Annotated in this window: 25 protein-coding genes; 15 read left to right on the top strand and 10 right to left on the bottom strand. The window is 38.1% G+C overall.

Translation table 11 applies throughout. From position 1 onward, the window contains the following. Nucleotides 1-69 precede the first annotated feature (69 nt). Nucleotides 70-789 carry a 3-ketoacyl-ACP reductase gene (locus ACM26V_RS17400; RefSeq protein ID WP_416148009.1) on the bottom strand — a complete coding sequence of 240 codons (720 nt, stop codon included), beginning with the start codon at nucleotides 787-789 and terminating at the stop codon, nucleotides 70-72. Between the two features lie 158 nt (nucleotides 790-947). Here ACM26V_RS17400 and ACM26V_RS17395 point away from each other — a divergent pair, with 158 nt between their 5' ends. Continuing rightward, nucleotides 948-1,541: a nucleotidyltransferase family protein gene (locus ACM26V_RS17395; protein WP_416148008.1), complete on the top strand. Its 594-nt coding sequence runs from the start codon at nucleotides 948-950 to the stop codon at nucleotides 1,539-1,541. Between the two features lie 42 nt (nucleotides 1,542-1,583). On the opposite strand, the gene ACM26V_RS17390 is transcribed toward ACM26V_RS17395, so the two are convergent. From ACM26V_RS17390 to ACM26V_RS17380, 3 genes are read right to left on the bottom strand one after another with little or no spacing between them, the layout of a single operon-like run. Further along, complete coding sequence (locus ACM26V_RS17390; protein ID WP_416148007.1) at nucleotides 1,584-2,303, bottom strand: hypothetical protein; 720 nt, start codon at nucleotides 2,301-2,303, stop codon at nucleotides 1,584-1,586. A gap of 1 nt (nucleotide 2,304) precedes the next feature. Continuing rightward, complete coding sequence (locus ACM26V_RS17385; protein ID WP_416151903.1) at nucleotides 2,305-3,177, bottom strand: ATP-binding cassette domain-containing protein; 873 nt, start codon at nucleotides 3,175-3,177, stop codon at nucleotides 2,305-2,307. A gap of 5 nt (nucleotides 3,178-3,182) precedes the next feature. Next, complete coding sequence (locus tag ACM26V_RS17380) at nucleotides 3,183-3,551, bottom strand: GntR family transcriptional regulator (RefSeq protein ID WP_416148006.1); 369 nt, start codon at nucleotides 3,549-3,551, stop codon at nucleotides 3,183-3,185. Between the two features lie 41 nt (nucleotides 3,552-3,592). On the opposite strand from ACM26V_RS17380, the gene ACM26V_RS17375 reads away from it, so the two are divergent. After that, nucleotides 3,593-4,024, top strand: a complete 432-nt coding sequence (locus ACM26V_RS17375) for a hypothetical protein (protein ID WP_416148005.1) — start codon at nucleotides 3,593-3,595, stop codon at nucleotides 4,022-4,024. A gap of 409 nt (nucleotides 4,025-4,433) precedes the next feature. Here the strand turns inward: ACM26V_RS17375 and ACM26V_RS17370 are convergent, their stop codons facing one another. The 3 genes from ACM26V_RS17370 to ACM26V_RS17360 form a co-directional block, all read right to left on the bottom strand. Beyond that, complete coding sequence (locus tag ACM26V_RS17370; RefSeq protein ID WP_416148004.1) at nucleotides 4,434-5,222, bottom strand: VanZ family protein; 789 nt, start codon at nucleotides 5,220-5,222, stop codon at nucleotides 4,434-4,436. Nucleotides 5,223-5,294: 72 nt separating this feature from the next. After that, complete coding sequence (locus ACM26V_RS17365; protein WP_416148003.1) at nucleotides 5,295-6,068, bottom strand: HAAS domain-containing protein; 774 nt, start codon at nucleotides 6,066-6,068, stop codon at nucleotides 5,295-5,297. Between the two features lie 22 nt (nucleotides 6,069-6,090). Beyond that, complete coding sequence (locus ACM26V_RS17360) at nucleotides 6,091-6,417, bottom strand: PadR family transcriptional regulator (RefSeq protein ID WP_416148002.1); 327 nt, start codon at nucleotides 6,415-6,417, stop codon at nucleotides 6,091-6,093. A gap of 286 nt (nucleotides 6,418-6,703) precedes the next feature. Here ACM26V_RS17360 and ACM26V_RS17355 point away from each other — a divergent pair, with 286 nt between their 5' ends. The 6 genes from ACM26V_RS17355 to ACM26V_RS17330 all read left to right on the top strand — a co-directional run bounded on the left by ACM26V_RS17355 (nucleotide 6,704) and on the right by ACM26V_RS17330 (nucleotide 13,073). Beyond that, nucleotides 6,704-7,774 carry an inorganic phosphate transporter gene (locus tag ACM26V_RS17355; RefSeq protein WP_416148001.1) on the top strand — a complete coding sequence of 357 codons (1,071 nt, stop codon included), beginning with the start codon at nucleotides 6,704-6,706 and terminating at the stop codon, nucleotides 7,772-7,774. Nucleotides 7,775-7,795: 21 nt separating this feature from the next. After that, a complete protein-coding gene (locus ACM26V_RS17350; protein WP_416148000.1) occupies nucleotides 7,796-8,539 on the top strand; it encodes a phosphoadenylyl-sulfate reductase in 744 nt (247 codons plus the stop codon). A gap of 5 nt (nucleotides 8,540-8,544) precedes the next feature. Then, nucleotides 8,545-9,684 (top strand): sulfate adenylyltransferase, encoded by a 1,140-nt coding sequence (gene sat, locus ACM26V_RS17345; protein ID WP_416147999.1) that lies wholly within the window; start codon nucleotides 8,545-8,547, stop codon nucleotides 9,682-9,684. Further along, nucleotides 9,681-10,292, top strand: a complete 612-nt coding sequence (gene cysC / locus ACM26V_RS17340; RefSeq protein ID WP_416147998.1) for an adenylyl-sulfate kinase — start codon at nucleotides 9,681-9,683, stop codon at nucleotides 10,290-10,292. The genes sat and cysC overlap by 4 nt, the downstream gene beginning before the upstream one ends. Before the next feature lie 147 nt (nucleotides 10,293-10,439). Then, complete coding sequence (locus ACM26V_RS17335; protein ID WP_416147997.1) at nucleotides 10,440-11,066, top strand: precorrin-2 dehydrogenase/sirohydrochlorin ferrochelatase family protein; 627 nt, start codon at nucleotides 10,440-10,442, stop codon at nucleotides 11,064-11,066. A 273-nt stretch (nucleotides 11,067-11,339) separates the two neighbouring features. Then, nucleotides 11,340-13,073, top strand: coding sequence for a methyl-accepting chemotaxis protein (locus ACM26V_RS17330; protein ID WP_416147996.1), 1,734 nt, complete (start codon nucleotides 11,340-11,342; stop codon nucleotides 13,071-13,073). 91 nt (nucleotides 13,074-13,164) lie between these two features. Here ACM26V_RS17330 and mgrA read toward each other — a convergent pair whose 3' ends face one another. Beyond that, nucleotides 13,165-14,154 (bottom strand): L-glyceraldehyde 3-phosphate reductase, encoded by a 990-nt coding sequence (gene mgrA / locus ACM26V_RS17325; RefSeq protein WP_416147995.1) that lies wholly within the window; start codon nucleotides 14,152-14,154, stop codon nucleotides 13,165-13,167. 213 nt (nucleotides 14,155-14,367) lie between these two features. On the opposite strand from mgrA, the gene ACM26V_RS17320 reads away from it, so the two are divergent. Beyond that, complete coding sequence (locus ACM26V_RS17320) at nucleotides 14,368-14,715, top strand: ASCH domain-containing protein (protein WP_416147994.1); 348 nt, start codon at nucleotides 14,368-14,370, stop codon at nucleotides 14,713-14,715. 153 nt (nucleotides 14,716-14,868) lie between these two features. Here ACM26V_RS17320 and ACM26V_RS17315 read toward each other — a convergent pair whose 3' ends face one another. Beyond that, nucleotides 14,869-15,774 (bottom strand): LysR substrate-binding domain-containing protein, encoded by a 906-nt coding sequence (locus ACM26V_RS17315; RefSeq protein WP_416147993.1) that lies wholly within the window; start codon nucleotides 15,772-15,774, stop codon nucleotides 14,869-14,871. 366 nt (nucleotides 15,775-16,140) lie between these two features. Between ACM26V_RS17315 and gdhA the strand changes: the two genes are divergently transcribed. From gdhA to rarD, 6 genes are all read left to right on the top strand, one after another. Continuing rightward, nucleotides 16,141-17,508: an NADP-specific glutamate dehydrogenase gene (gene gdhA, locus ACM26V_RS17310; protein ID WP_416151902.1), complete on the top strand. Its 1,368-nt coding sequence runs from the start codon at nucleotides 16,141-16,143 to the stop codon at nucleotides 17,506-17,508. Nucleotides 17,509-17,730: 222 nt separating this feature from the next. Further along, nucleotides 17,731-18,408, top strand: coding sequence for a hypothetical protein (locus ACM26V_RS17305; RefSeq protein WP_416147992.1), 678 nt, complete (start codon nucleotides 17,731-17,733; stop codon nucleotides 18,406-18,408). A 107-nt stretch (nucleotides 18,409-18,515) separates the two neighbouring features. Further along, nucleotides 18,516-18,716: a hypothetical protein gene (locus ACM26V_RS17300; RefSeq protein ID WP_416147990.1), complete on the top strand. Its 201-nt coding sequence runs from the start codon at nucleotides 18,516-18,518 to the stop codon at nucleotides 18,714-18,716. Nucleotides 18,717-19,032: 316 nt separating this feature from the next. After that, on the top strand, nucleotides 19,033-19,971 hold the full coding sequence (locus ACM26V_RS17295) for a TRM11 family SAM-dependent methyltransferase (RefSeq protein WP_416147989.1): 939 nt from the start codon (nucleotides 19,033-19,035) through the stop codon (nucleotides 19,969-19,971). A 144-nt stretch (nucleotides 19,972-20,115) separates the two neighbouring features. Next, nucleotides 20,116-21,033 carry a protease HtpX gene (gene htpX, locus ACM26V_RS17290; RefSeq protein WP_416147988.1) on the top strand — a complete coding sequence of 306 codons (918 nt, stop codon included), beginning with the start codon at nucleotides 20,116-20,118 and terminating at the stop codon, nucleotides 21,031-21,033. Between the two features lie 299 nt (nucleotides 21,034-21,332). Further along, complete coding sequence (gene rarD, locus ACM26V_RS17285) at nucleotides 21,333-22,259, top strand: EamA family transporter RarD (protein WP_416147987.1); 927 nt, start codon at nucleotides 21,333-21,335, stop codon at nucleotides 22,257-22,259. Nucleotides 22,260-22,401: 142 nt separating this feature from the next. Here rarD and ACM26V_RS17280 read toward each other — a convergent pair whose 3' ends face one another. Next, nucleotides 22,402-23,583, bottom strand: coding sequence for a dicarboxylate/amino acid:cation symporter (locus tag ACM26V_RS17280; RefSeq protein WP_416147986.1), 1,182 nt, complete (start codon nucleotides 23,581-23,583; stop codon nucleotides 22,402-22,404). Nucleotides 23,584-23,587: the final 4 nt, after the last annotated feature.

Below are 23,587 nucleotides of genomic sequence, written 5' to 3'. Positions count from 1 at the left end.
AAGGACTAAGATTAAGAAATATCCTAACCTCAGCCCTTATTAAAAAGTTTTAATATATTTTTTCAGTGTTTAAAACGGATTTGTTCCCCACTGAGCGGAAGTCTTGATAAATGTGCGTTGCTCTAGTTTTAGTAGGCTAACCATATATTCCGCTAAGTCCTCTGCTTGGGTATATTTTTTAGGATTTCGTTTGTCGGAACCTTTTCCGCGGACTAAGTCAGTTTCAACAAGGCTTGGTGTCAATACACTGACGCGAATGTTGTTGCGGCGAACTTCTTGCATGAGTGATTCACTTAAACCGATCACGGCGAATTTTGATGCGCTATAGGCACTCGATCCAGCTGTCCCTTTTAATCCTGACATGGAAGAAATATTGATAATGTCCCCGTGATTTTTATTGATCATATCAGGTAGGATAGCTTTCGTGACGTGAACTGTTCCCATGACATTTGTATCAAGTACTTTTTTCCATTCATCGGTGGAAGTTTCTTGAAAATTGCCGTACGTTCCAACTCCTGCATTGTTGATCAGAATATCAATATCACCTAAGTGATCGCGAATGTTTTTGACTGCTCGCTCCACGTTACTTTCTTGTGATACGTCTGCAACGGCAGTGACGAAGGTTGCACCAAGATCGGTTAATTCTTTTCGAATTGATTCAAAGCTTTCTTCGGAGCGGGCGATAAGCCCAAGTTCCACGCCTTCCTTTGCGAGCGCAATCGCTGTTGCTCCACCAATGCCTCTACTACCGCCTGTAATGAGTGCTTTCTTTCCTTGTAATGATTGCATAACGACCATCCTTTCGAATAAATATTTCTCTTATATCTATTCACCTAAAAGCTCTGAAAGAAACATCATCTGTTGAGGGGAATTTTTAACTATCAACCCTTAAACAGTGCTTATGTTAAAATAGAACGAACATTCGATTCAGGGCGGTGGTTATTATTATGAAAAGTGAAGAGGACGTTATTCAATTAGTTAAAGAAGATCAATGGATGATGGGAATACTTACAGTGGCAAACTCACTAAACCTTCCGGATTGGTGGGTGTGTGCAGGTTTTGTACGAACAAAAATTTGGGATAAGTTACACGGATATCACGAAAGAACACCTTTGGCGGATGTTGATGTGATTTATTTTGATAGAGGCAACGTCAATAAATCAGAGGAAAAGAAGTTAGAAAAGCAACTTACTGAAATTCTTCCAAATGTTCCGTGGTCCGTTAAGAATCAGGCGAGAATGCACATGATTAATAACCTTCCACCCTATATATCTTCTGTCGATGCGATAGCGAAGTTTCCGGAAACAGTAACAGCATTAGGAGTGAAGCTAGATAAAGATGAACGAGTTGTTCTGACAGCACCTTACGGGATTGAGGATGTAATTGATATGGAAGTAAGACCAACTAATTTTTTCAAAAGAACGAATGAACGTATTGATGTTTATGAACAGCGAATGATGAAAAAGAACTGGAAGGCAAAGTGGGATAAGGTAAACGTGCACCATATTGAGAGCATAAAAAGGGAGCGTGCTAGAAGTTGACTTAGCTACGCTCTCTATTGAATTTGTAACCTGCTAATTGCTTTACTCTACTTTAATCGGAATTCTTTTTGTTGTTGCTCGAATGATCCATAGGCCGATAGAAATGAAGATTAGTGCCCCGATGAAAGAGATAGGAATTGCTAATTGTGACATGTTCAGGTTCAGCCATGAAGCCCAAGGATGAGATGCTTCGGCTTCCCACAAAACATCGGTAAGAGTTGTGAAGACTAGGGCTATAGCAATAAAGCCCATGCCACCCCAACCACCATACCGGTAAAAGCCAACGCCAATTAACCAACCAGCTACATAGTAAGAAGTAAGAATCAGACTGAATGCAATGACAGGTATGAACCAGTCAGATTGAGTGTTCAAGAACGTGGACGTGTTGATATCGGATAGGAAATTTACGTAAGACCCGATAAAAAATAGGATTGCGGCAACGATGGCAATAATAATCATCATTACAATAGCCATTCCCACTGCAGCTATTCCTGTCCCTTTAAAATAATCTTTCCGAGTAATCCCCTGTCTGACATAATAGGAAAGAAAAGCAAACACGGAAATGATCCCACAGACGAGCATAAATATTTTGGCTGGTTCAAAAGCAAACGATAAAAAACTCATTTCGTTGACGTCTGCATCTGGCAGGAACCAGAGCACACCAAGATAAAGTATGAAGATGATGGGCAGAAACCACATCGCCCATTTCATTTGTAGTGAGAATAAGTCGATGCCTAATTTTGATGCTGTTTTAGAAATCATATTATTCCTCCTCCCTTGTTAAATGAATAAATAATTCTTGTAGTGATACTGGGCCTATCTCGAGGCCAATTTGATCGGCTTCGAATTGTTTCGCATCTGATATCTCACCGTAAACCATTACAGACCTTGTATCTCCTAGTTGCTGTGTATTTAACTTCTCCATTTCGCTGGTAAAGGTATCAACGTTCTTAGATGCACCAGTGATCGTTGCCCCTCGGCTAATCAATGCTTCGAACGATTCATGAAGCAAAAGTTTCCCTCGATCAAGGATTAACACGTCGTCAAATAAATAATCCATTTCTGATACGAGGTGAGTGGACAAAATCATTGTGCGCGGATGGCGAGATTGTTCATCCAACAATTCTTTATAAAACAACTCCCGTGTTGGAGCATCCATGCCAAGGTAAACTTCGTCAAAAATTGTAATGGGACTGCGGTTAGCGAGGCCGAGTGTCACATTTAAAGCAGATTGCATACCACTTGATAATTCTTTAATAGGCTTATCTAACGGCAATTTAAAGAGTTTAATAAGTTTATCTGCATATTCCGGGTCAAAATTCGGGCGATAACGCTCGGCTGCTTCAAGATAATCTGTTATTGGCTCATACTCATCTGCATAATCTGTTTCATGAGTGAACGACACGTGCGGCATCATATTTGCATTTTCAAACGGAATCTCACCAGCGATAGTGATTGTGCCTTCCGTTGGTTCCTGATAGGAAGCTAATAACGAAAGGAAGCTCGTTTTTCCAGCGCCATTTCTGCCAATTAACCCATAAATTTTTCCGTATTCAAGTTTAAAAGTTAAGTCTTTTAGTGCTTCGAATTTTTTATATTTCAAACTTATCTGGTTGACATCTACATCGTAATTCATCATGATCACGTCCTTTTTAATTTATTAATTAATGCGGTTATTTCACTATTTGACAACCCTAATTTATCAGCTTCTTGAATCATTGGTAGTACAAATTCCTCTGCGAACACCTCTTTGCGTTGTTGGAGTAGCTTTTCTTTTGCACCTTCAGCGACGAACATCCCGACACCTCTTTTCTTGTAAATAATTCCTGCTTCTACGAGTAACGTTATACCTTTTGAAGCCGTCAGGTGATTCACCTTATAAAAATGAACGAGTTGGGTTGTTGAAGGGATCTGATCATGTTCCTTTAACTGGTCGTTGACAATTTGGTCGGCCAATCGATCTTTGATTTGTAAAAAAATTGGTTTTTTATCGTTAAATGATTTACTCAATGGGAAATCACCACCTCTTTATGTTATATGGTTATATAGTTATGTATATAACCATAATAGATAAAATTATTTTTGTCAATGGGCAAGATGGAAATGAGTTTCTTGAAGACTTATATGGTGGGGGAGTAGTGGTAGGTATGATTGTGAAGAGGAAAAATAGCTCAAGCGGACGTAACTTGAGCAGTTACTCTGCATATCTGCTAAGGAAACTGTTCAAGTTGCTGCCTCTTGAGCAGTTACTTGAGTGTGATTCGGACAAGATAGGAGATTTGAAATGGGAAGCGGTCCGAAAGAGAGAGCTATCCGGACAGATAGAAAAATGGAAATGGGAAAAGGTCCGATCCAGAAGACAATTCAGACCGAGGTTTTTTTCAGGTACATTTTTTAAAATCGAGCTCCTATTTCCCGTGCAGAAGTATTATTCAAAGACAGAGGAGGAGTTTGAAAATGAAACAAACGAAGAATATTCTTAATGGCGAGTTAGCATTTTCAGAAGAAAAAGATATGTAAATGTTGAGCAAATATGCTAAAAAAGGCTGGTTGTTTGACAATTTTAGTTTTGGTGGTTTTTGTTATAAGTTAGTCAGAGGTGAACCGCAACAGCTCCAAAGGGAACAAAACCTATTTACTCAGATACCGAAACACTCGTTCAAAAGTATGAGAAACAGAAAAAATTCTTTTGCAAAGGTGCTCTGATATCTTTCATTCTAATGATTACTTTGGACTTGTTATTATTGATAATGGACGCAACAGTGATATCGATTGTTGTCCTTGTTTTACAGATGTTAGCAGTTGTTGTGTTTGTTTTTACAGCAATGCCGTGCGTCGCATACGTAAACAGGCTGAGGAAACTTTATAAGGCTAGGTAGACATGCTCCCTTCCTAGCCCAACCATTTCGAAACTATTTTCTTTAACCAGCCCATACTTATGCCAAAAATCCCGCCTGCAGTATCTAAGATGACATCTTCAATCAATCCCGATCGTGAAGGGATAAAGGTTTGCCGGTATTCATCAAGAGCAGCATAGGCAATAACGGTGACAAGGGAAACAATAAATGAAGCCAATGATTTGTCGCTTAATTTGTACATCGCTAAGAATACGAAAAACCCAAGCAGAGCAAATAAGAAAAAGTGCGCAGACTTTCTTAGAAAGAAATTCATTAAGCCATCGACACCGTGTGTTTGAAGGTTCACTGTGGAACCGGCATAGGTAATATCGATTCGTTGTAATAACCATCTGATTTGCTCCATGGAAGCTTGATTTCTCAAGATTTCAATGACAGTGTCGCTTTTAAACAAGAATAAAACTGTAGCAAAAAAGAAGAAGATCATACTTGTATACACAAATGTTTTGACGACTTTTTTAGCTGTACTCTCGGAGGATTTGAATAATCGAAAGAAAACGATGGCAACGATCACAGCAAGAGCACCGATGAAAATAAGTATGATAAGTGGGTAGCTTGCTACGACAGAAATTGCCCGATCGGCGACGAGATTGACTCGTTCCATGATTGAGCTAATCAATCCTCTCAAACTATTTTGATCGGACACCCGGTCCAAAATGGGACTGATATCTTGCTGTTCAGACGTTTGCGAAGATGCGATAAAAATCGTTGCCATGACGATTATAATTGGGATAAAATTTATGATGAAAAACTTCGAATATTTCATTATTTCCCCCTAACACCAACGGCTTTTCTATTTATCTAATAATATCTTAAATTAACGATCCGTCAACCTCGGTTAATGGTTTGGTGATTCTTCCTTCGTGTTTTTAAATGAAATATAAATATAAATCGCGATACTAGCATAGCTGATAAACAATCCAACCGTCATCTGTGTCATTTCTTGCATCGTTGAAAAACCAAGTAAGTATTCAGGCAAGAACAATAAGATTAAAAGAATTGGAAGGACAGCTGTCTTTGCCCACCAAGAGATTAAAAGTACTAATATAACTGCTAAGCTTGCAATGATGATTGTCCCCGTAGTTCCAAAATGAATCACTGGTGTTTCAAGTGATCGATTTAAGTAAATCAATCCGATAAACAAACCCATGTGTAACGTTACGACGGGGAATAACACCATTATTTGTTGTGAATTAGAAAGTCCTCGACCAGAAATAAATTTGAAGGAAGCAAAGGTGGTCACAATAAAAATGAGGGCAATCGCTAAGAAACCAAATAGCTCGAGAAGCGAGTAAGAAAGGTTTCCATTAACAAGGTCACCGATAATTTTAAAAGAAAAACCGCCCAAAATAATGAAAGGAATATACTTAGCCCACCCCTTGACATCAACTGTCATTTCACTAGACAATTGATTCATATAGTCTTTAGGTGAATCACCAATAATTTTATCAATTGGTTTTCCGTTTCTTTCAGCCTCAAGCAAATGAACTTCTAATTGCTCTACGATATCGTCAATATCTTCTGATTTTTTCCCACTTGAAAACAAATAAACGCGCAAATCTCCGAGAAATGTTTTGCTTCGCTCTGACAGATCCTCATGAAATTGTGTCATAAAATCAGCTCCTTAAAATTAATTATTTTGCTTCATGGTTAATAACTCTGTTCACATTGCTTTGTACATAGTCCCAACGTTCGATAAAATTTATTAATTCCTGCTCTCCTTTATCAGTTAAAGAATAATACTTCCTTTTCGGTCCTGCTGTGGATTTTTTATACGTCGAGGAGACGAGCTCTTCTTTTTGCATGCGGATCAGTAACGGATAGATCGTGCCCTCGCTCAATGAGTCGAAGCCATATTTCTCCATCTTCTCAGCCAATTCATATCCATATACTTCGTTATCTTTAATGATTGCAAGTAAACAACCATCAAGAATACCTTTCATCATCTGAGTTGTAGACAAATGATTCACCTCTTCCTTTATCTTGCATTACAAGGTATACAAGAAGTGTAATATATTATGTCATGTAATGCAAGGTAGTGATTGGATAATTTATTCAATTTCTGATTTCGGAATTGTGTTTAAATCGCTAATACAAAGGGATTTCATAGCGTTGTCAAAAAAAATCAGCCTATTTTTATAGTATTCCTGTTGACCTTTTCTCCGTATCATTATATAATTCCAAGTAAATCAATAGGTTTTATGAAAATTGTAAGGATTAAGTTTATTCGCTAAGGGGGTGTGAGTGATGATATTGGCATATATAACGATAGCAATTGCTTTGTTTTTTGCGATGAATATTGGTGCAAGTGGCGCCGCAGCTACAATGGGGCCTGCTTATGGGAGCGGTGCAGTCAAGCAAAAGAGGCTCGCATTGCTTATTGCTGGAATAGGGGCTTTGTTAGGTGCTGTCATTGGTGGAGGTGAAGTCGTCAAAACCGTTGGCGAAGGAATTATCCCTTCAAGCGTATTTTCATTGGAAGTGGCTCTAGTTATTTTGCTATCTGCCACTCTCACACTCTTCTTGGCGAATATGATTGGCATTCCATTGTCAACAAGTGAAGTGACGATTGGTGCAGTCGTTGGAGTTGGAATCGCCTTTCAAGCACTGAATGTTAACAATGTCCTTTTTATTGTTTCGTTCTGGCTAATCATTCCAATAGTTGCTTTTAGTGTATGTTTTATTTTTGGGAAAATCATTCAAGTATTAGAGCGTCGATGGCCACAACTGACCGGTAAGGGTGTTTGGAAAAAATGGTTAGCAGCTTTACTAGTCTTTACTGGATTCGTTGAAGCCTTCTCAGCCGGCATGAATAATGTCGCTAATGCGATCGGTCCACTTGTTGGAGCTAGTTTAATTGAACAAACTTCAGGTATTTGGTTGGGTGGAATCTTCGTAGCATTAGGAGCTTTATTGTTTGGTGGAAAAGTTTTAGAAACAAACGGTAAAAAAATTATTAACTTTTCGCTGCTTGAAGGCACGGCCGTATCGGGAACCGGAGGCGGACTTGTAATCATAGCTTCAATATTCGGTATTCCAGTACCATTAACGCAAGCGACAACTTCCGGAATTGTTGGGATTGGTTGTGCTAGAGAAGGGTTTCAACTATGGCAAAAAGATGTGATTAGAAAGATAGTTAAAGTTTGGGTCGTTTCTCCAGTCCTTTCTTTGGTAATGTCGTATAGTTTGATTCATGTTTTCTTACACCCAAATCCATATATGATTGTTATTGTCATCGCGATTATCGTAGCGACAATGGGATCTTTGAGTTTATATAAATCTGTCAAGTTAGAGCAACAGACTATTCATGAATCATAAAGATAGAAAGGGAGTCCTGATATGACTGAGCAAATCAAAAAAACGCCTTATCAAACGTTTACCGACAGTGACTATCGTTTTTACCAAGAAAAATTGAAACATGCAAAAGCGGAAGAAGTCATTGAGTGGGCCTATGAATTATTTAACGACGACCTTGTTTACGCCTGTAGCTTTGGTGCAGAAGGAATTGTCCTTGTTGATATGATTGCTAAAATCAAAAAAGACGCGCGTATCGTGTTCCTTGATACTCATGTCCATTTCAAAGAAACGTACGAATTGATTGAAGATGTTAAACAAAAATATCCAGATCTCAACATTGACATGGTTCAGCCAGATTTGACGCTTGAAGAACAAAAAGAAAAACATGGCGATAAATTGTGGCAAAGACAGCCAGATTTATGTTGTGATATTCGCAAAAATAGACCCTTGAGGAAAGCTTTACAAGGAAATACAGCATGGCTTTCAGGATTACGAAGAGAGCAGTCGCCCACTCGAGCAAATACGGAGTTTGTCAATCAAGATAATAAATTCGAACTCATTAAAGTGTGTCCGCTTATTCATTGGAGTTGGGATGATGTATGGGAGTATATTAAGGAAAACGAACTTCCTTATAACCCACTTCATGATCAAGGTTATCCAAGTATTGGCTGTGAACCATGTACTTTTGCAGTGAAAAAAGGAGATGACCTACGAGCAGGACGCTGGTCTGGCATTGAAAAAACAGAGTGTGGCCTTCATATGAAACCAAAATCAAGCAAGGAGTGATCGACATGACAAAGAGCCTTCCTCATGGAGGAACATTAATTAATCGCACAAATGAAAACTTAGACTATTCAGGAATTACAACAGAGATCGAATTAGACAAAACAGGTTTATCTGATTTAGAACTCATTGCAAATGGTGCTTATAGCCCGTTAACAGGATTCCTCGGACAAGAGGATTATCAGAAAGTCGTTCACGAAATGCGTTTATCAAATAATCATATTTGGAGTTTGCCGATTACATTACCTGTAACGAAAGAACGCGCAGCTTCCCTTGAAGAAGGACAATCTGTTCGCCTTACTTATAATGGGGTAACTTACGGCGTGCTTGAATTAACAGAAATATATTCTCCGGATCAAGAGACAGAAGCAATCCAAGTATATAGAACAAAAGATCTCGCCCATCCAGGCGTTAAAAAAATGTTTGAAAGAGGAGATACGTATTTAGCTGGACCAATAACGCTAGTACGTACAACGGATAAAGGGGAATTCTCAACGTTCTATTTAGATCCAGCGAAAACCCGTGAAACCTTTGCAGAAAAAGGTTGGGAGAAAGTAGTTGGATTTCAAACAAGAAACCCTGTTCACCGTGCTCATGAATATATCCAAAAAGCAGCATTAGAAATTGTTGATGGACTATTTTTGAATCCACTTGTTGGTGAAACGAAGGCAGATGACATCCCAGCTGATGTTCGTATGGAAAGTTACCAAGTGTTACTGAAAAATTACTATCCGGAAGATCGTGTATTCCTTGCCGTATTCCCAGCAGCAATGAGATATGCAGGACCTCGTGAAGCGATTTTTCATGCGATGGTTCGTAAAAATTACGGCTGTACACACTTTATTGTCGGGAGAGATCACGCCGGTGTAGGTGATTACTATGGAACGTATGATGCGCAGGATATTTTCCGTCAATTTACGGAAAGTGAGCTAGGAATTCTACCACTATTCTTTGAGCATAGTTTCTACTGTAAAAAGTGTGGGAACATGGCTTCAACGAAAACATGCCCACACGGAGTAGAAGATCGTGTTATTCTTTCTGGAACGAAAGTACGCGAATTATTAAGAAACGGCGATACACCACCACCAGAATTCAGTAGACCAGAAGTAGTTGAAGTACTGATTAAAGGAATGAAGGTGAACGCATGAAAAATACAGAAACAGCGTCAAACATCCACTGGCATAGTGCCGCAGTAACAAAGAAAGAACGTCAACAGCTTCATAATCATAAAAGCTGTACAATATGGTTTACTGGGTTATCTGGTTCTGGAAAGTCAACCCTTGCAAATGCTGTCGATCAAAGGCTCTATCAGTTGGGGGCAAAAACCTATGTGCTAGATGGGGATAATGTTCGTCACGGATTGAATAAAGACCTCGGGTTTAAGCCAGAAGATCGAGAAGAAAATATTCGGCGAATCGGTGAAGTATCTAAACTGTTTGTAGACAGTGGGAGTATCGTTCTCACAGCTTTTGTATCTCCTTATCGTCAAGATCGAGATCTTGCTCGGGAAATGGTTGAAAAAGACGAGTTTATCGAGGTGTTTGTGAAGTGTCCTGTAGAGGAATGCGAGAATAGAGATCCTAAAGGCCTCTATAAAAAAGCAAGAGCAGGTGAAATTCCAGAGTTTACTGGCATTAGTGCTCCATATGAAGAGCCGAATCAACCAGAACTGACGATTTCTACCGATCAAGCATCAATTGAACAATCAGTTGAAACGATCATTGACTATTTGAAACAGAAACAAATTATCGCTTAGAAGACATGTTACTTATGTAGGTCATAGCGAAGTTGAGACGGAGGTCTCAACTTCGCTATTTAACTGTTCCCTATTTGAATTTGATCCCTTTGGGCAAAAGATTCAGCTTTCATGGTACAATACATCCAGAATATAAGAAGGTACATTTTGACGAAAGGACATGATCGAATGAGTAGCCCCTTCGTTCTCCAATTAAATAACAAACCTTGCCTAGTTATCGGGGGAGGAAAAATCGCTGAAAGAAAAATAAACCATCTTATAGCTGAAAAGGCGGCAGTTACCGTCATAAGTCCTACGTTAACCGATCACCTTAACCAACAAACCAACGATTTTACATATATGAAGACGTCTTTAGTAGAGTCTGATCTCAAGCAAGAAACGTGTGAGCGACTAGGTTTGACTTGGAGAAGCTTTTTCTTAGTAGTTGTCGCGACGGAAGTGACACCTTTGAACGAAATGTTTGCGAAATACCTCAACAAATATGTAGTGCTAATTAATGTTGTTGATAGTCAGGTGCTAAGTAGTTTCTTTTTTCCGGCAGTTTTGGATCGTGGACATTTAAAAATCGCCATAACGACTTCTGGAGCAAGTCCAATTTTGGCAAAAAAAATTAAACATCACCTTTTAGAAATGTTTGGCCCAGAGTACCGTGACTATACCGAATACTTAGCAAATATACGAGCTGACTTACATGAAAGTGAACCAGATGCAAAAAAGCGGAAGCAGATATTGGAAGACATAACCGAATTTCCAGCACCAAAAAAGTTTGATTGAATTTACGACAATTATACTAAACATGTTTTTGTTTAGTATTTAAGCAATCTTTTGATCAATGAAAATTAGGAGAGAGTCGTTAGGCCTTTTCTCTTATTAATTATGATTAGATAACAAGCATATGGGAGAAAAATATAACTTGCGAACTAGTTTGAATTTACTTATAATGAAAGAAATGATCGGTTGAAAATGTTGTTGACAAAAATGATAGCGTTTACTTATTAGAGTTTTCATAAAGTGTGTAGTTGAAGAGTTAGGAACGGAGGGGATCTTATGGAGAGGTTATGGAAAAGCGGAGCGATGAATAAAATCAGGAAAGGTTCATCGGTTAACGTTCTATGGAAAGATGCGTCGATCCGTAGAAAAATGGTAACAATTTTCGGAATCATCTTATTTATTTTCTTGGTAGGTTTGTATTTTACTTTTTCTGAATTAAACAATGTCGAAGATGACTTAATATCGTTTGAAAAGCGGTCTGAAGGTGCTCTTGTTATGAACGATGTAGGGGCAATTATTCGCGCAAAATATATACAGGCTAGTGACTATGCTCGAACAGGAGAGTACGATCAAGAGGAATATGAGGAAAGAAATGAAACACTTTCTGAACATATTTCATTAATGAACAATCAATTTCAAACGGAAGAGCAGCAAGGGCTCTTCAATAACATCTTAAGAAACAATAATATGATGGATCAAACGTTTGGTTTGATGATAGAAACAGACGACAATGATAATTATGTGGGACAATTAGCACGAATTCGAAGTGATATTGTTGACGACGCTTTAGAACTATCTAGTTTGGTATATGATGATATGCTTGTCGCTAGAGATCAAGCAAACCAGTCGGTATTTATGACAAAGGTGATTAACATCATTGCGATAAGTGTCTCGTCTATCCTTGGTTTTATACTAGTCTTTTTCTTTAGTAGAAGCGTTTCAAAGTCAATTCGTTCTGTCATGTCAACAACAAAACAAGTTAGCCAAGGTGACCTAACAACAAATGAACTCTCTACTCAATCTAAAGACGAGCTAGGAAGTCTAGGTTTGTATGTGAATCAGATGGTAGCAAGTCTTCGTGATTTAATTGAAAATATTTCGAAAACATCAGAACAAGTTGCCGCTTCATCTGAACAACTTCATGCTAGCTCTGAAGAGACGAGTAAAGCGACCGAGAGTATTGCAGTCTCGATTCAAGAAATTGCATCAGGTTCAGAGACTCAAGTGGATACGGTAGCAGAATGGATTCAAACGACTGACCAGATTTCTGGGCAGATGGGGACGATATCGAACCATATAAACGGCATGAATGAAGGGTCGGCAAAGACGAAGAAACAAGTGGAAAGCGGAACTTCAGTGATTCAGAGAGTTGTTGAACAAATGGGGAAGATCAATGAATCTACCCAAACGACATCAGAAAAAATTGAGTTACTTGGCGAAAAATCTAGCAAGATTGGTGATATGATTCATATGATTACCGATGTTGCCGATCAGACCAATCTTCTAGCGCTAAATGCTGCTATTGAAGCTGCTCGTGCTGGAGATCATGGTAAGGGATTTGCTGTTGTTGCAGATGAAGTTCGTAAATTAGCAGAAGTCTCCAATAATTCTGCAAAAGATATTCGTTCACTCGTCGAAGAAATTCAAACAGTAATTAAAGATTCAGTTATTTCTATGGAACATGGAGAACGCACGGTATCTGAGGGGACAGCATTGGTTGAAAATGCTGGAGAGTCCTTTCAATCTATATCAGAAGCAACAACTAATGTTCACATTCAAATTAGAGAGATGTCTCAATCTGTTCAAGAAGTGTCGTCTCAGACGGCGATAATGCTTGAAAAAGCTGAGAAAATGAGAGTGATTGCTGAAAATAATTCTGATAATACACAAACTGTCGCATCTTCTTCAGAAGAGCAGAATGCAACAATGGAGGAAATATCAGCCTCAGCGGAAATATTGACTGAGATGGCAGAAAATTTACAACAATCTGTTCAACGATTTCGAATGTGATATAAATAAAAACGGACGATCGAATGCTAAGTAATAGAACAAAAGAAAAAGGGTTCTGCCTTTAACCAAGGCGGAGCCCTTTTTATAAGCACTACTGCAAGATATTATCTATCTCCTTTAATTCTTCTTCAGAGAAATCTAAATTGTCCAATGTCGCTACGTTTTCTTCAATTTGACTAACTCGACTGGCTCCAATTAATGCCGTCGTGATATGACCGCCTCGTAAAACCCAAGCAAGAGCCATTTGTGCAAGAGACTGTCCTCGTTTAGTAGCAATGTGATTCAGTTTTTGAATTTTTGCGACCGTTTCATCAGTTATTTGGTCTTCTTGTAAGAAACTATCTGATCGGGCGGCGCGAGAATCAGCAGGTATACCACCAATGTATTTATTCGTAAGCAAACCTTGAGCTAATGGACAAAATGCGATTGATCCAACGCCGTTTTTCTTTAGAACCCCGCGGAGTCCATCTTCCACCCAGCGGTTGAACATCGAATAGTTAGGTTGGTGAATCAATAATGGCGTACCCAGTCGATCTAAGATTTTAACTGCTTCATCTGTCTGTTCTGCACTATAACTTGAAATACCAACATACAATGCTTTTCCTTGTTTGACAATTTGATCAAGTGCGCCCATTGTTTCTTCTAATGGGGTGTTAGGATCTGGTCGGTGAGAATAGAAGATATCGACATAATCAAGACCCAATCGCTGCAAACTTTGATCTGCACTAGCAATCATATTTTTCTTAGATCCCCATTCACCATAGGGGCCATCCCACATATGATATCCCGCTTTTGAGGAAATGATCATCTCATCTCGATAAGGTTTAAAGTCTGTCTTCATTATTTTGCCAAACATTTCTTCTGCAGAACCTGGTGGTGGTCCATAATTATTTGCTAAATCAAAGTGAGTAATACCTAAATCAAATGCTCTTCTAAGCATTTTTCTACCATTTTCAAAAGAGTCTACGCCACCAAAATTGTGCCAAAGACCTAGCGAAATTGCCGGAAGTTTTAACCCTGAATTTCCGGTTCGATTGTATGTCATTTTTTCATAGCGATTATCATTAGCTATGTAAGGCATGTATATTTCCCCCTTCTCGTGCTAGTTTCTTAGCAAACTATCCTTATCCTAAATGTCTGAGAAAACGCTAACATTGCTAATTATACACAGCAAAAAACTAATATGAAAGCAATTCGATTTCATATTTAGTATAAATGTTGTCATCTGTAAAATGACTTTAACGGTACTTTTGGTATAAACTAGAGAAAGAATAGATAAGAGGGGGATATAAAAATGATAGAAAACGAATTACCACCAAAAACCTGTGAAATAGACAGACTGATTACGAAGCCAGAAGATGTTGAAAAAGCTCTAAAGGGAAGAAAGACAGCGACGAGAAGGAACGGCAGGTATGCTGATCCAGGAGAAATCATGGTGCTTAAAGGCAAATCATTTAAGGTAGACCGTGTATATCAACAGACTTTGGGCGATGTTACAGACGAAATTGCCGTTCAAGAAGGATATGAAAACCTTGAGGAATACAAAGACTCTATCTTATCATTTCATCCTGGAATGCCATGGTTACCTGATATGAAGGTCTGGGTTCACGAGTTCAGTTCAGTAGAAAACGCTAAAGGTTAATAAAATCCCTCCCTTTATTTCACACATTAGATAAAAAGGGAGGGATTTTTGTTTTTTTGGCCGTTTCACTACTTTTTCATTTTGAGCCCAGTTCTTCATCGAGTAATCTATTTCATTCGAAACACCTATATATTACGATCCAGGTGAGTCATATTATTCTTTAAATTCACTTAATCGACCAAAGAATTCTTGAATGAACTCGTAAAATAGTTGCTCTGTTGGGAGAAGAACGCGCTCTTTAGGTGTAATGACACCAACAGTCCGCGTCACATTAGGCTCAATCAATGGTATTTTTACAGTTGAACGGGATAGACTTTCGACTAAGGTGACCTCAGGCATAAGTGTGACCCCTAGACCCGCAGATACGAGCCCTTTTAGTGCATCGATATCGTCCCCTTCAAATGCGATTTGCGGTTGAAAACCAACGTTTTTGCATGCTTTAATTACGATATCGCGAAAAACAAAACCCTCTGGTAATAACACGAATGGATCGTCTTTTAATTCACGTAACCTAAGAGATGTTCGGTCTGCAAGTGGATGATGAATCGGTAACAAGGCAACAACGTTTTCGGTGAACAGTATTTTTCTATTTACTTTCTTTTCTTCTAACGGTACAGGTCCAATTAATGCCATATTAAAATCGCCTTTGGCAACACCGTCGATTAGGTCATTGTAAAGACCTTGTTTTAGTTGAAATTTAGCTTCAGGATAATACATTCGAAACGACGAGATTGCTGATGGTAATGTATGGGCAGCTAAACTAATTGGAAATGCGATGCGTATCGTTCCTTTTTCAGGATCTAAATACTCCTTCACTTCTCGAGTTGCATCATCGATGACATTCCTTGCATGTTTAATTCGTTCCAGAAATATTTTACCAAGTGGGGTTAATTTTACTCTTCGACCTTCTCTAATAAATAAATCGACACCTAATTCGTTTTCTAAATTTACAATCTGTCTACTGACGGCAGATTGGGCAACATGTAAAGCGTCTGCCGCTTCTGTCATATGCTCCCTTGTTGCTACTTCTATAAAGTAGTTGATCTGTCTCAATTCCATTTATACCCCTCCAAAACCAAACGATCTCAATAAAGCATTAAAACTATCGACTCTTGATATTGATTAGATGAGTTAATTAATTATAAAATACAGAAAAGTAAGAATCTATATAAAACAAGAATTAATCATAAATTACTTTAAAAAGGTTTAACTTCGCTAAAGGATTAAAGTTTAAGGTGAACTAAGGCTTTAGCCATGAAGGACTTGGCGACAAGACAGTTTTATAATAAATGACATTCTATTTTAAGCTGATCAATAAAAAGAAATGTACACAATCACAAGCATCGATGAAAAATCGATGAACAATAAGATTAATTGAGAATTATAAATAGATCGACCGAGAGGGAGCTGGGGAACTTGAAAACAATGGAGAGAGTCGAACAAACGCCGGAAGTCGTGAATTATGTTGATCGAGTTTATCAAACTGTTAAGGAACGTAACCCAAATGAACTAGAGTTTCATCAGGCAGTAAAAGAAGTTTTCGATTCGTTAGTGCCGGTACTTGTGAAAAATCCCACGTACATGAAACAAGCAATTCTAGAAAGAATCGTTGAGCCAGAAAGAACTATCTCTTTTAGAGTACCATGGGTAGATGATCAAGGAAATGTTAAGGTAAATCGCGGTTTCCGTGTTCAATTTAATAGTGCAATAGGTCCTTACAAAGGTGGACTGAGGTTTCATCCATCTGTAAACGCTAGCATTATTAAGTTTCTAGGTTTTGAACAAATATTTAAGAATTCATTAACTGGTCAACCTATTGGTGGAGGAAAAGGTGGAGCTGATTTTGATCCGAAAGGAAAATCAGACCTTGAAATCATGCGTTTTACACAGAGTTTTATGTCGGAATTGAGTAAATATATAGATGCTGATGTCGATGTGCCAGCAGGTGATATTGGTGTTGGTGCGAGAGAAATAGGATATATGTTTGGCCAGTACAAAAAAATGCGTGGTGGATTTCAAGCTGGTGTGCTAACGGGAAAAAGCATTGATTCTGGTGGAAGTCTGGCTCGAAAGGAAGCGACGGGATATGGAACAGTTTACTTTGTAGAAGAAATGTTAAAAGACAAGGGCATGAGTTTCAATGGAAGTACCGTTACGGTATCAGGATCAGGAAATGTCTCCATTTATGCAATGGAGAAAGCAATTGAATTTGGTGCGAAAGTGGTTGCTTGTAGTGACTCAGGTGGTTACATCTATGATGAAACCGGCATTGACTTGTCTACAGTCAAACGACTGAAAGAGGTTGAAAATAAAAGAATTAGTGAGTACGTGATGGAACATCCAAACGCACACTATTTTGAAGATTGCTCTGGTATTTGGTCTGTTCCATGTGACGTAGCGTTACCATGCGCGACACAAAACGAACTGGATGAGACTGCTGCGAAAATTTTAGTAGCCAATGGTGTATTTGCGGTCGGCGAAGGTGCTAATATGCCATCTACACACGGCGCAGTTGAGATCTTTTTAAATAGCAATGTACTTTTTGCTCCTGGGAAGGCAGCAAATGCAGGTGGAGTTTCCGTTTCGGCACTAGAAATGGCGCAAAATAGTGCGAGAATAGCTTGGACTTTTGCAGAAGTCGACGTGAAACTACAAGAAATTATGAAAAATATTTACCGAAATAGCATGAAAGCGGCGGAAGATTACGATGCTCCCGGAAACCTCGTCGTCGGGGCAAATATTGCTGGATTTATAAAAGTGGCAGATACGATGATCATGCAAGGTGTTATTTAACATAGATAACTTTATATGGCACACAAAAAACATCCGGAACTTCTGGATGTTTTTTGTACTTTAAGAATGTCTAACTTCGCTAAAGGATTAAAGTGTAAAATAAACTAAGGCTTACTAATGTGGAAGCTTGTATAATCTAAGTTTTAAGTAGATGTGTACTGAAACATTTGAAGGTGGATATCCGTATAGAGGTATCGTGATACTACGAAAGGGGAAAAGGTTTTGGCTAGCTACCATTTTGTATACGAAGTTCCATCAGAAACATTATCGAAAAAGAAAATTCCTGTGCTAGATTCAGAAGGGAATGTTGTGTTTTCTTTGCAAAGGTATGTGAGAAATGTAAAGGATTGGGTTTCAATATGGAGAAGTGAAAAATTAGTAATGAATGTCGGGGTAAAAAATAAAGAAAATGATACGTTTTTATTAACAGATACTGCAGGGCGTGTTATGTATATGTTAAAAAAAATTATGGGGAAAGTTAATGACTGGGTAGTAGGATGGAAAAAAGAGAAGACGACAGTCAATATTGCAATGAAAGATAATAGTAATAATTTAATCATGTACATTGAAAACATTTGGCTATCACGAGACGAATTCACGATATATGATCCTGCAAGAGAAGTGACAGAACCAATTGTTGCAACAACTGAGATGGTCAAAAATACGAGAAAGCTATCTTTTACTGCGAATGGTGAAACGTATGAGATAAAAACATACATTAAAAACGTTCATGAAGTGTTTTTCTATAAAGGTGACGAACTTATCGCAAGTATGGATTGTAACCCGAAAGAAACGATTAAAAGGAATTATATCTATATTTATCAGCAAAAGCTAGATGATAAAATGTTCGTCTGCTTGTTGCATGTATTTGATAGAGCTTTCGGAAATACATATGACTAAGCGAAGAAAGTAGCACGATGCACGATGTATTTAATAATGCATTTTTGATTAAGGAAATATATGGTATAGTAAATTATAAGAATTACTGTTTGAAGGAGGAGTTAGACATGGATTTTTGGTTTTATATTGTTATTATCGTTGCCATTTATTATCTATATATCGGTTATGAGAGTAAAAAGAAATACAAATACAAAGAGCGAGAGTTAAGGGTTGAGGAACGTCGTATTGAGTTGGAAAAGCTCAAGATAGAAAAAGGAATGCAGTCAGATGACATGGAAGAATCAATTGAAATAAAAGAGGAACGTTAGGAGAATCTAAGTAGTGTTTGGATGTTGCTTATTACTAGTATGCTTATTCTTCAAATATTGTCGCTTGAAAGCACCTAGTGAAGGTGATGTTAATGTGTATGAATATTGCAGGATTGGTGTTATGTTATGTAGTATGAATCTTCAGCATGGTTGGAATATATTATATTTTCTACCTGATGACAACGTTGGTAAAAAAGGCCGCCTGAAAACTGAGCATGAGAGATACCAATAATATCTCTATTCCGTTTGCCACGTAATAAGTAATATTAATAATTGATTAGAAAAGTGTCTAGTTAGTGCAAAGGGTGACGAGTGAATGAGTTTGAACGAAAAATCAATATATACGTATTCTTACAGACCCGAAGAGTTTCAATTGTGTAAGTTGGAAATGCGTGCATTCTTTGGGACTGATTCGGCCTCAGGTACGATAGAGAGTTCGATTCAGGTTGATCCAAGCCGAAGTCCTTTCATGAAAGAGCGTTTAGATGTTTTATTGGAGTGTCACTCCGTCGAGGAAGTGATAGAGAATCTCGATCAACTTCCAATAAATGAGAAGACGTTCAAAGTCGTGTTTGTAAAAAATCCGGCTAATGATAAATGGGCATTTACTGAAAGACGATCAATTGAACGAAAGATCGGTTTAAAGATGGACGGGGAAGTAGACTTGGAAAAACCACAACAGTTATTTGGGATTACTTATTTAAATGGAATGTGGTTGTTTGGACAGCTATTTATGAGTACTTCAATTTGGTTAAGCCACCATAACAAGCCACACGGCTATTCCACTGCTTTGAGTCCACGGTTAGCGCGAAGTATCGTCAATATCGCTATTCCAGATCCAACAGGTGTGAAGGCAATTGATCCATGCTGCGGAATTGGCACTGTCCTTATTGAAGCAAGTTCGATGGATATTACAATAGAGGGAAGTGACATCAATCATAGGGTAGTGTATCGCGCAAAAGAGAATCTCGCTCACTTTGGCTATGAAACCGATGTTGTCTTAGCTGATATGAAGCAAACCAAAGAAAAATTTGATGTAGCTATCATTGATATGCCATATAATTTATGTTCCGTTGTTTCAGATGAAGAGCAACTGCAAATGTTCCGAAGTGCTCGAAATTTTGCGAAAAGAGTTGTCATAGTTACAATAGATCCAGTCGATAATATTATTATTGATGCAGGGTTTTCAATTGTAGATCGATGTAAGGCAGGTAAAAACCACTATTTCTTCCGAGAAGTACTAGTTTGTGAATAAGTCTTTTAATCGTTTTATTGTGAAGTTAATTTTTTGTTTGAGGGATATATTGTAAAATACACGAAAATCGAGCAAATCTCTCTACTATCTTTTAAAAACATGTTAAAATATATGAGTATATCATTGAAAATGGAGGCATATTAAATGGGTAAACGAGTTTTATTATTTATACTAACAAATATTTTGGTTATGACAACACTTGTAATTGCTTGGACACTTATTACAACATTTACAGGCATCGACCCATCGATTAGAGATGCTGGTGGAACTGGTTTAGGGATTAATTATACATCGCTGATGGTCTTCAGTTTGCTAATAGGTTTCGGGGGAGCTTTTATTTCTCTCTTGATGTCACGTTGGATGGCAAAGAAGATGATGAAGGTCAAAGTATTAGATCCAGATGGTCAATTATCAGCAGCAGAGCGCTCTGTCGTTGAGAAAGTTCATCGTTTTTCTCGCGCGGCTGGGTTAATGCATATGCCAGAGGTTGGAATTTATCAATCTGCTGAGGTAAATGCATTTGCAACTGGTCCTTCAAAGAAAAAATCACTCGTGTGTGTTTCAGTAGGTTTGCTTAATAATATGGATGAAGATGCGGTAGAAGGTGTTATCGCTCATGAAGTTGCTCACGTAGCGAATGGCGACATGGTTACAATGACCTTACTTCAAGGTGTGGTAAACACTTTCGTTGTATTTTTCTCAAGAATTGCTGCGATAGCAGTCTCACGTTTTGTTAAACCTGAATTGCAATTTGTCGTACAGTTTGCAGCGATTATTGTTTTTCAAATTGTATTTTCGATTCTTGGAAGTATTATCGTTAGTGCATACTCACGCCACCGCGAGTATCATGCAGACCGTGGAGGCGGTGACTTAGCTGGGCGAGACAAAATGGCCCATGCACTTCGTTCGTTGAAAGCACATGTGAATCGTGCGTCAGTGAAAGATCGCACCGACGATTCAGCAATTCAAACGATGAAAATTAGTGGTAAAGGTAGTATGATGAAGTTATTTTCATCTCACCCTGATTTAGATGACAGAATTGCACGTTTAGAACAAAGATAAAGCTTAGGTTTTGGAGAAAAGACTTTAGTATACACTTAAGTAACTCCAGTTTTGGTGGAGAAAACTTAAATGAATACGCCAAATAAGAGACCAAATCACATAGTGATTTGGTCTCTTATAATTAGTGATATTTCAATGTTTTATGTAAAATTATCATACGAAATAACATTGGAAATAGTACACTAATTAGTTGAGTGACAATTGCTATTGTCCTTTGATTAAAATGGTATTTAAATCTGAATGTAGAAAAGATGAATTCGACAAGCGAGTAATGAGACGTGTAGGAAGTAGGTATAGGATTGGAATTAAATAACGAAAAAGATGGTGTTGTGTATGCCACTTTTTCTTTTATGATGTGGGGTCTCACTCCGATTTACTGGAAACTTACCCAACATATTTCTCCAGGAGAGATTTTAGCACAGCGAGTTATTTGGTCGTTTATTTTTATGATTGTACTTTTAATCTTTTTAAGGAAATGGAAGTTATATGTTAAGTTCGTAAAAGAAATTCTAAAGAAGCCAAAGTTATTTTGGTCACTTTTACTTGCTTCTGTTCTGATTAGTTCAAACTGGGGTATCTTTATGTGGGCTGTAATTGAAGGGAAAATAGTAGAAGCGAGTCTTGGTCAATACATAAATCCTATAACAAGTATGTTAATCGGTGTAATCGTACTAAAAGAAAAGTTAAGTAGTTCTCAAGTTCTTGCATTTGTTTTAGCAGGAATGGGGGTTTTAACATTAACACTTCATTATGGTGAGATCCCTTGGATTTCACTTAGTCTAGCTCTTACTTTTGGGTTTTATGGTTTAGCTAAGAAAATGATTAAAGCAGATTCGACAATAGGTTTAGCTCTTGAAACGATGATGATTACTCCTATTGGATTAGTATTTTTGACATACTGGATGCTTCAATCTGAGATTCAATTTTTCGATTCTGTTTCAACAAGTTTACTCTTAATAGGTAGTGGTGCAGTAACTGTTTTACCACTATTATTCTTTACGATGAGTGCCAAAAAAGTAACACTATCTTTGCTTGGAATTCTTCAATATATTGCACCGACAATAGTACTGATAACTGGGGTTTTTCTTTATGGCGAAACGTTATCACAAGCGCATTTAATTGCATTTACCTTCATTTGGTCAGCTCTAGCTATTTATATGTTTTCTTCCATTACAAAAAAAGGTAAAAAGAGTGAAGTACATACAAAAAGAAAGATGGGAGCATAGAGGTTGTCAAGAAGTATACTTTCAGAAACTTTAGTTTAACAAGGCAATGAAAGAACGAAACGCTTGGGCATTTGAATGTCCAAGCGTTTTGTGTATCTATTTATACTAATTTTTAGTAGCTAGTTAAGGTATTCAGCAACCCCTAATTGCTTTTCTTTTCTGTTTTATTAATAACTGAAGTTCCTACTAGATCTCCAGTCACGTTTAACGCAGTTGCACCCATACCAATTATTACGTCAACTGCAGCGAGAAGTGCGACAGCTTCCATTGGTAAGCCCAATTGAGCGAATACAGTCGCTATCATGACAATTCCTGCCCCAGGTACTCCAGCAGTTCCAATAGAAACCAGTGTTCCGATTAGGACGACTTGAAGGATGGCTATAAACGAAAGTGGTTCACCAATGACGTTGGCAGCAAACACAGTAGAAACTGCAATTCGAATGGCAGCACCATCCATATTCATTGTCGCACCAAGAGGCAAACTAAAACCGTATAAACTTTTCTTCAAATCAAGGTTTTTCGCTGCGTTCAATGTAAGTGGTAATACACCAGTACTACTTTGTGTGACGAAGGCTGTAATCATTGGTGTACGAGCTTCATTAAAAAAGACAGCTGGCTTAATTTTTGCAAGAATCAGTAAGAGAATGTACAGGGCTAGATGTACGAGTATGGCTATATACAAGACTAGGATGAAGTTCCCTAATGATAGAAGAGTGTCGAGTCCTTGATTGCCGATTACGTTAGCGATGATCGCAAATATCCCGATTGGAACGTACTGGAGGATCGCTTTCATTACAATGAGCGTCAATTCGTTAAGTGCATCAAAAACGTGATAAAGGCGATTGCCCATCTCATTTAATTTGTTGGAACCTCTCATAACTGCCAATCCTATACCAAATGCGAGCGAAGTAAAAATAATGCCGAGTAGATTCATCTCGGCGAATCCACTTATGATGTTATCTGGGACAATACTCAATAGCACTTCGATGATGCCAGGGTTCTCTGGCACTTCCATGTTTTCAGTACCTGTAAGTGTTGTCCCTTGACCAGGATTAAACAAACTTGCGACAGTAAGCCCGACAGTGATGGCAAAAGCTGAAGTGATCGCGTAATAAAGAAACACCTTTCCACCCATTCGTCCTAAATTGCTCGCACTAGTCTGATTAACTCCAACGATTAGTGTGAAAAAGATGAGTGGTACAATGATAAATTGAAGTAAGTTCATTAATAGATCACCGAGTGGGGATAGGGCAGATGCATTTTCTCCAAATATTACGCCAACTGCGACACCTAATATAAGGGCGATGGTGATTTTTTTTATCAATTTT

The organism is Salipaludibacillus sp. HK11 (assembly GCF_047795645.1).
Taxonomy (GTDB): Bacteria; Bacillota; Bacilli; order Bacillales; family Salisediminibacteriaceae; genus Salipaludibacillus.
The sequence above is the reverse complement of the archived record's forward strand: the minus strand, read 5'-3'. Positions and strand labels throughout refer to the sequence as shown.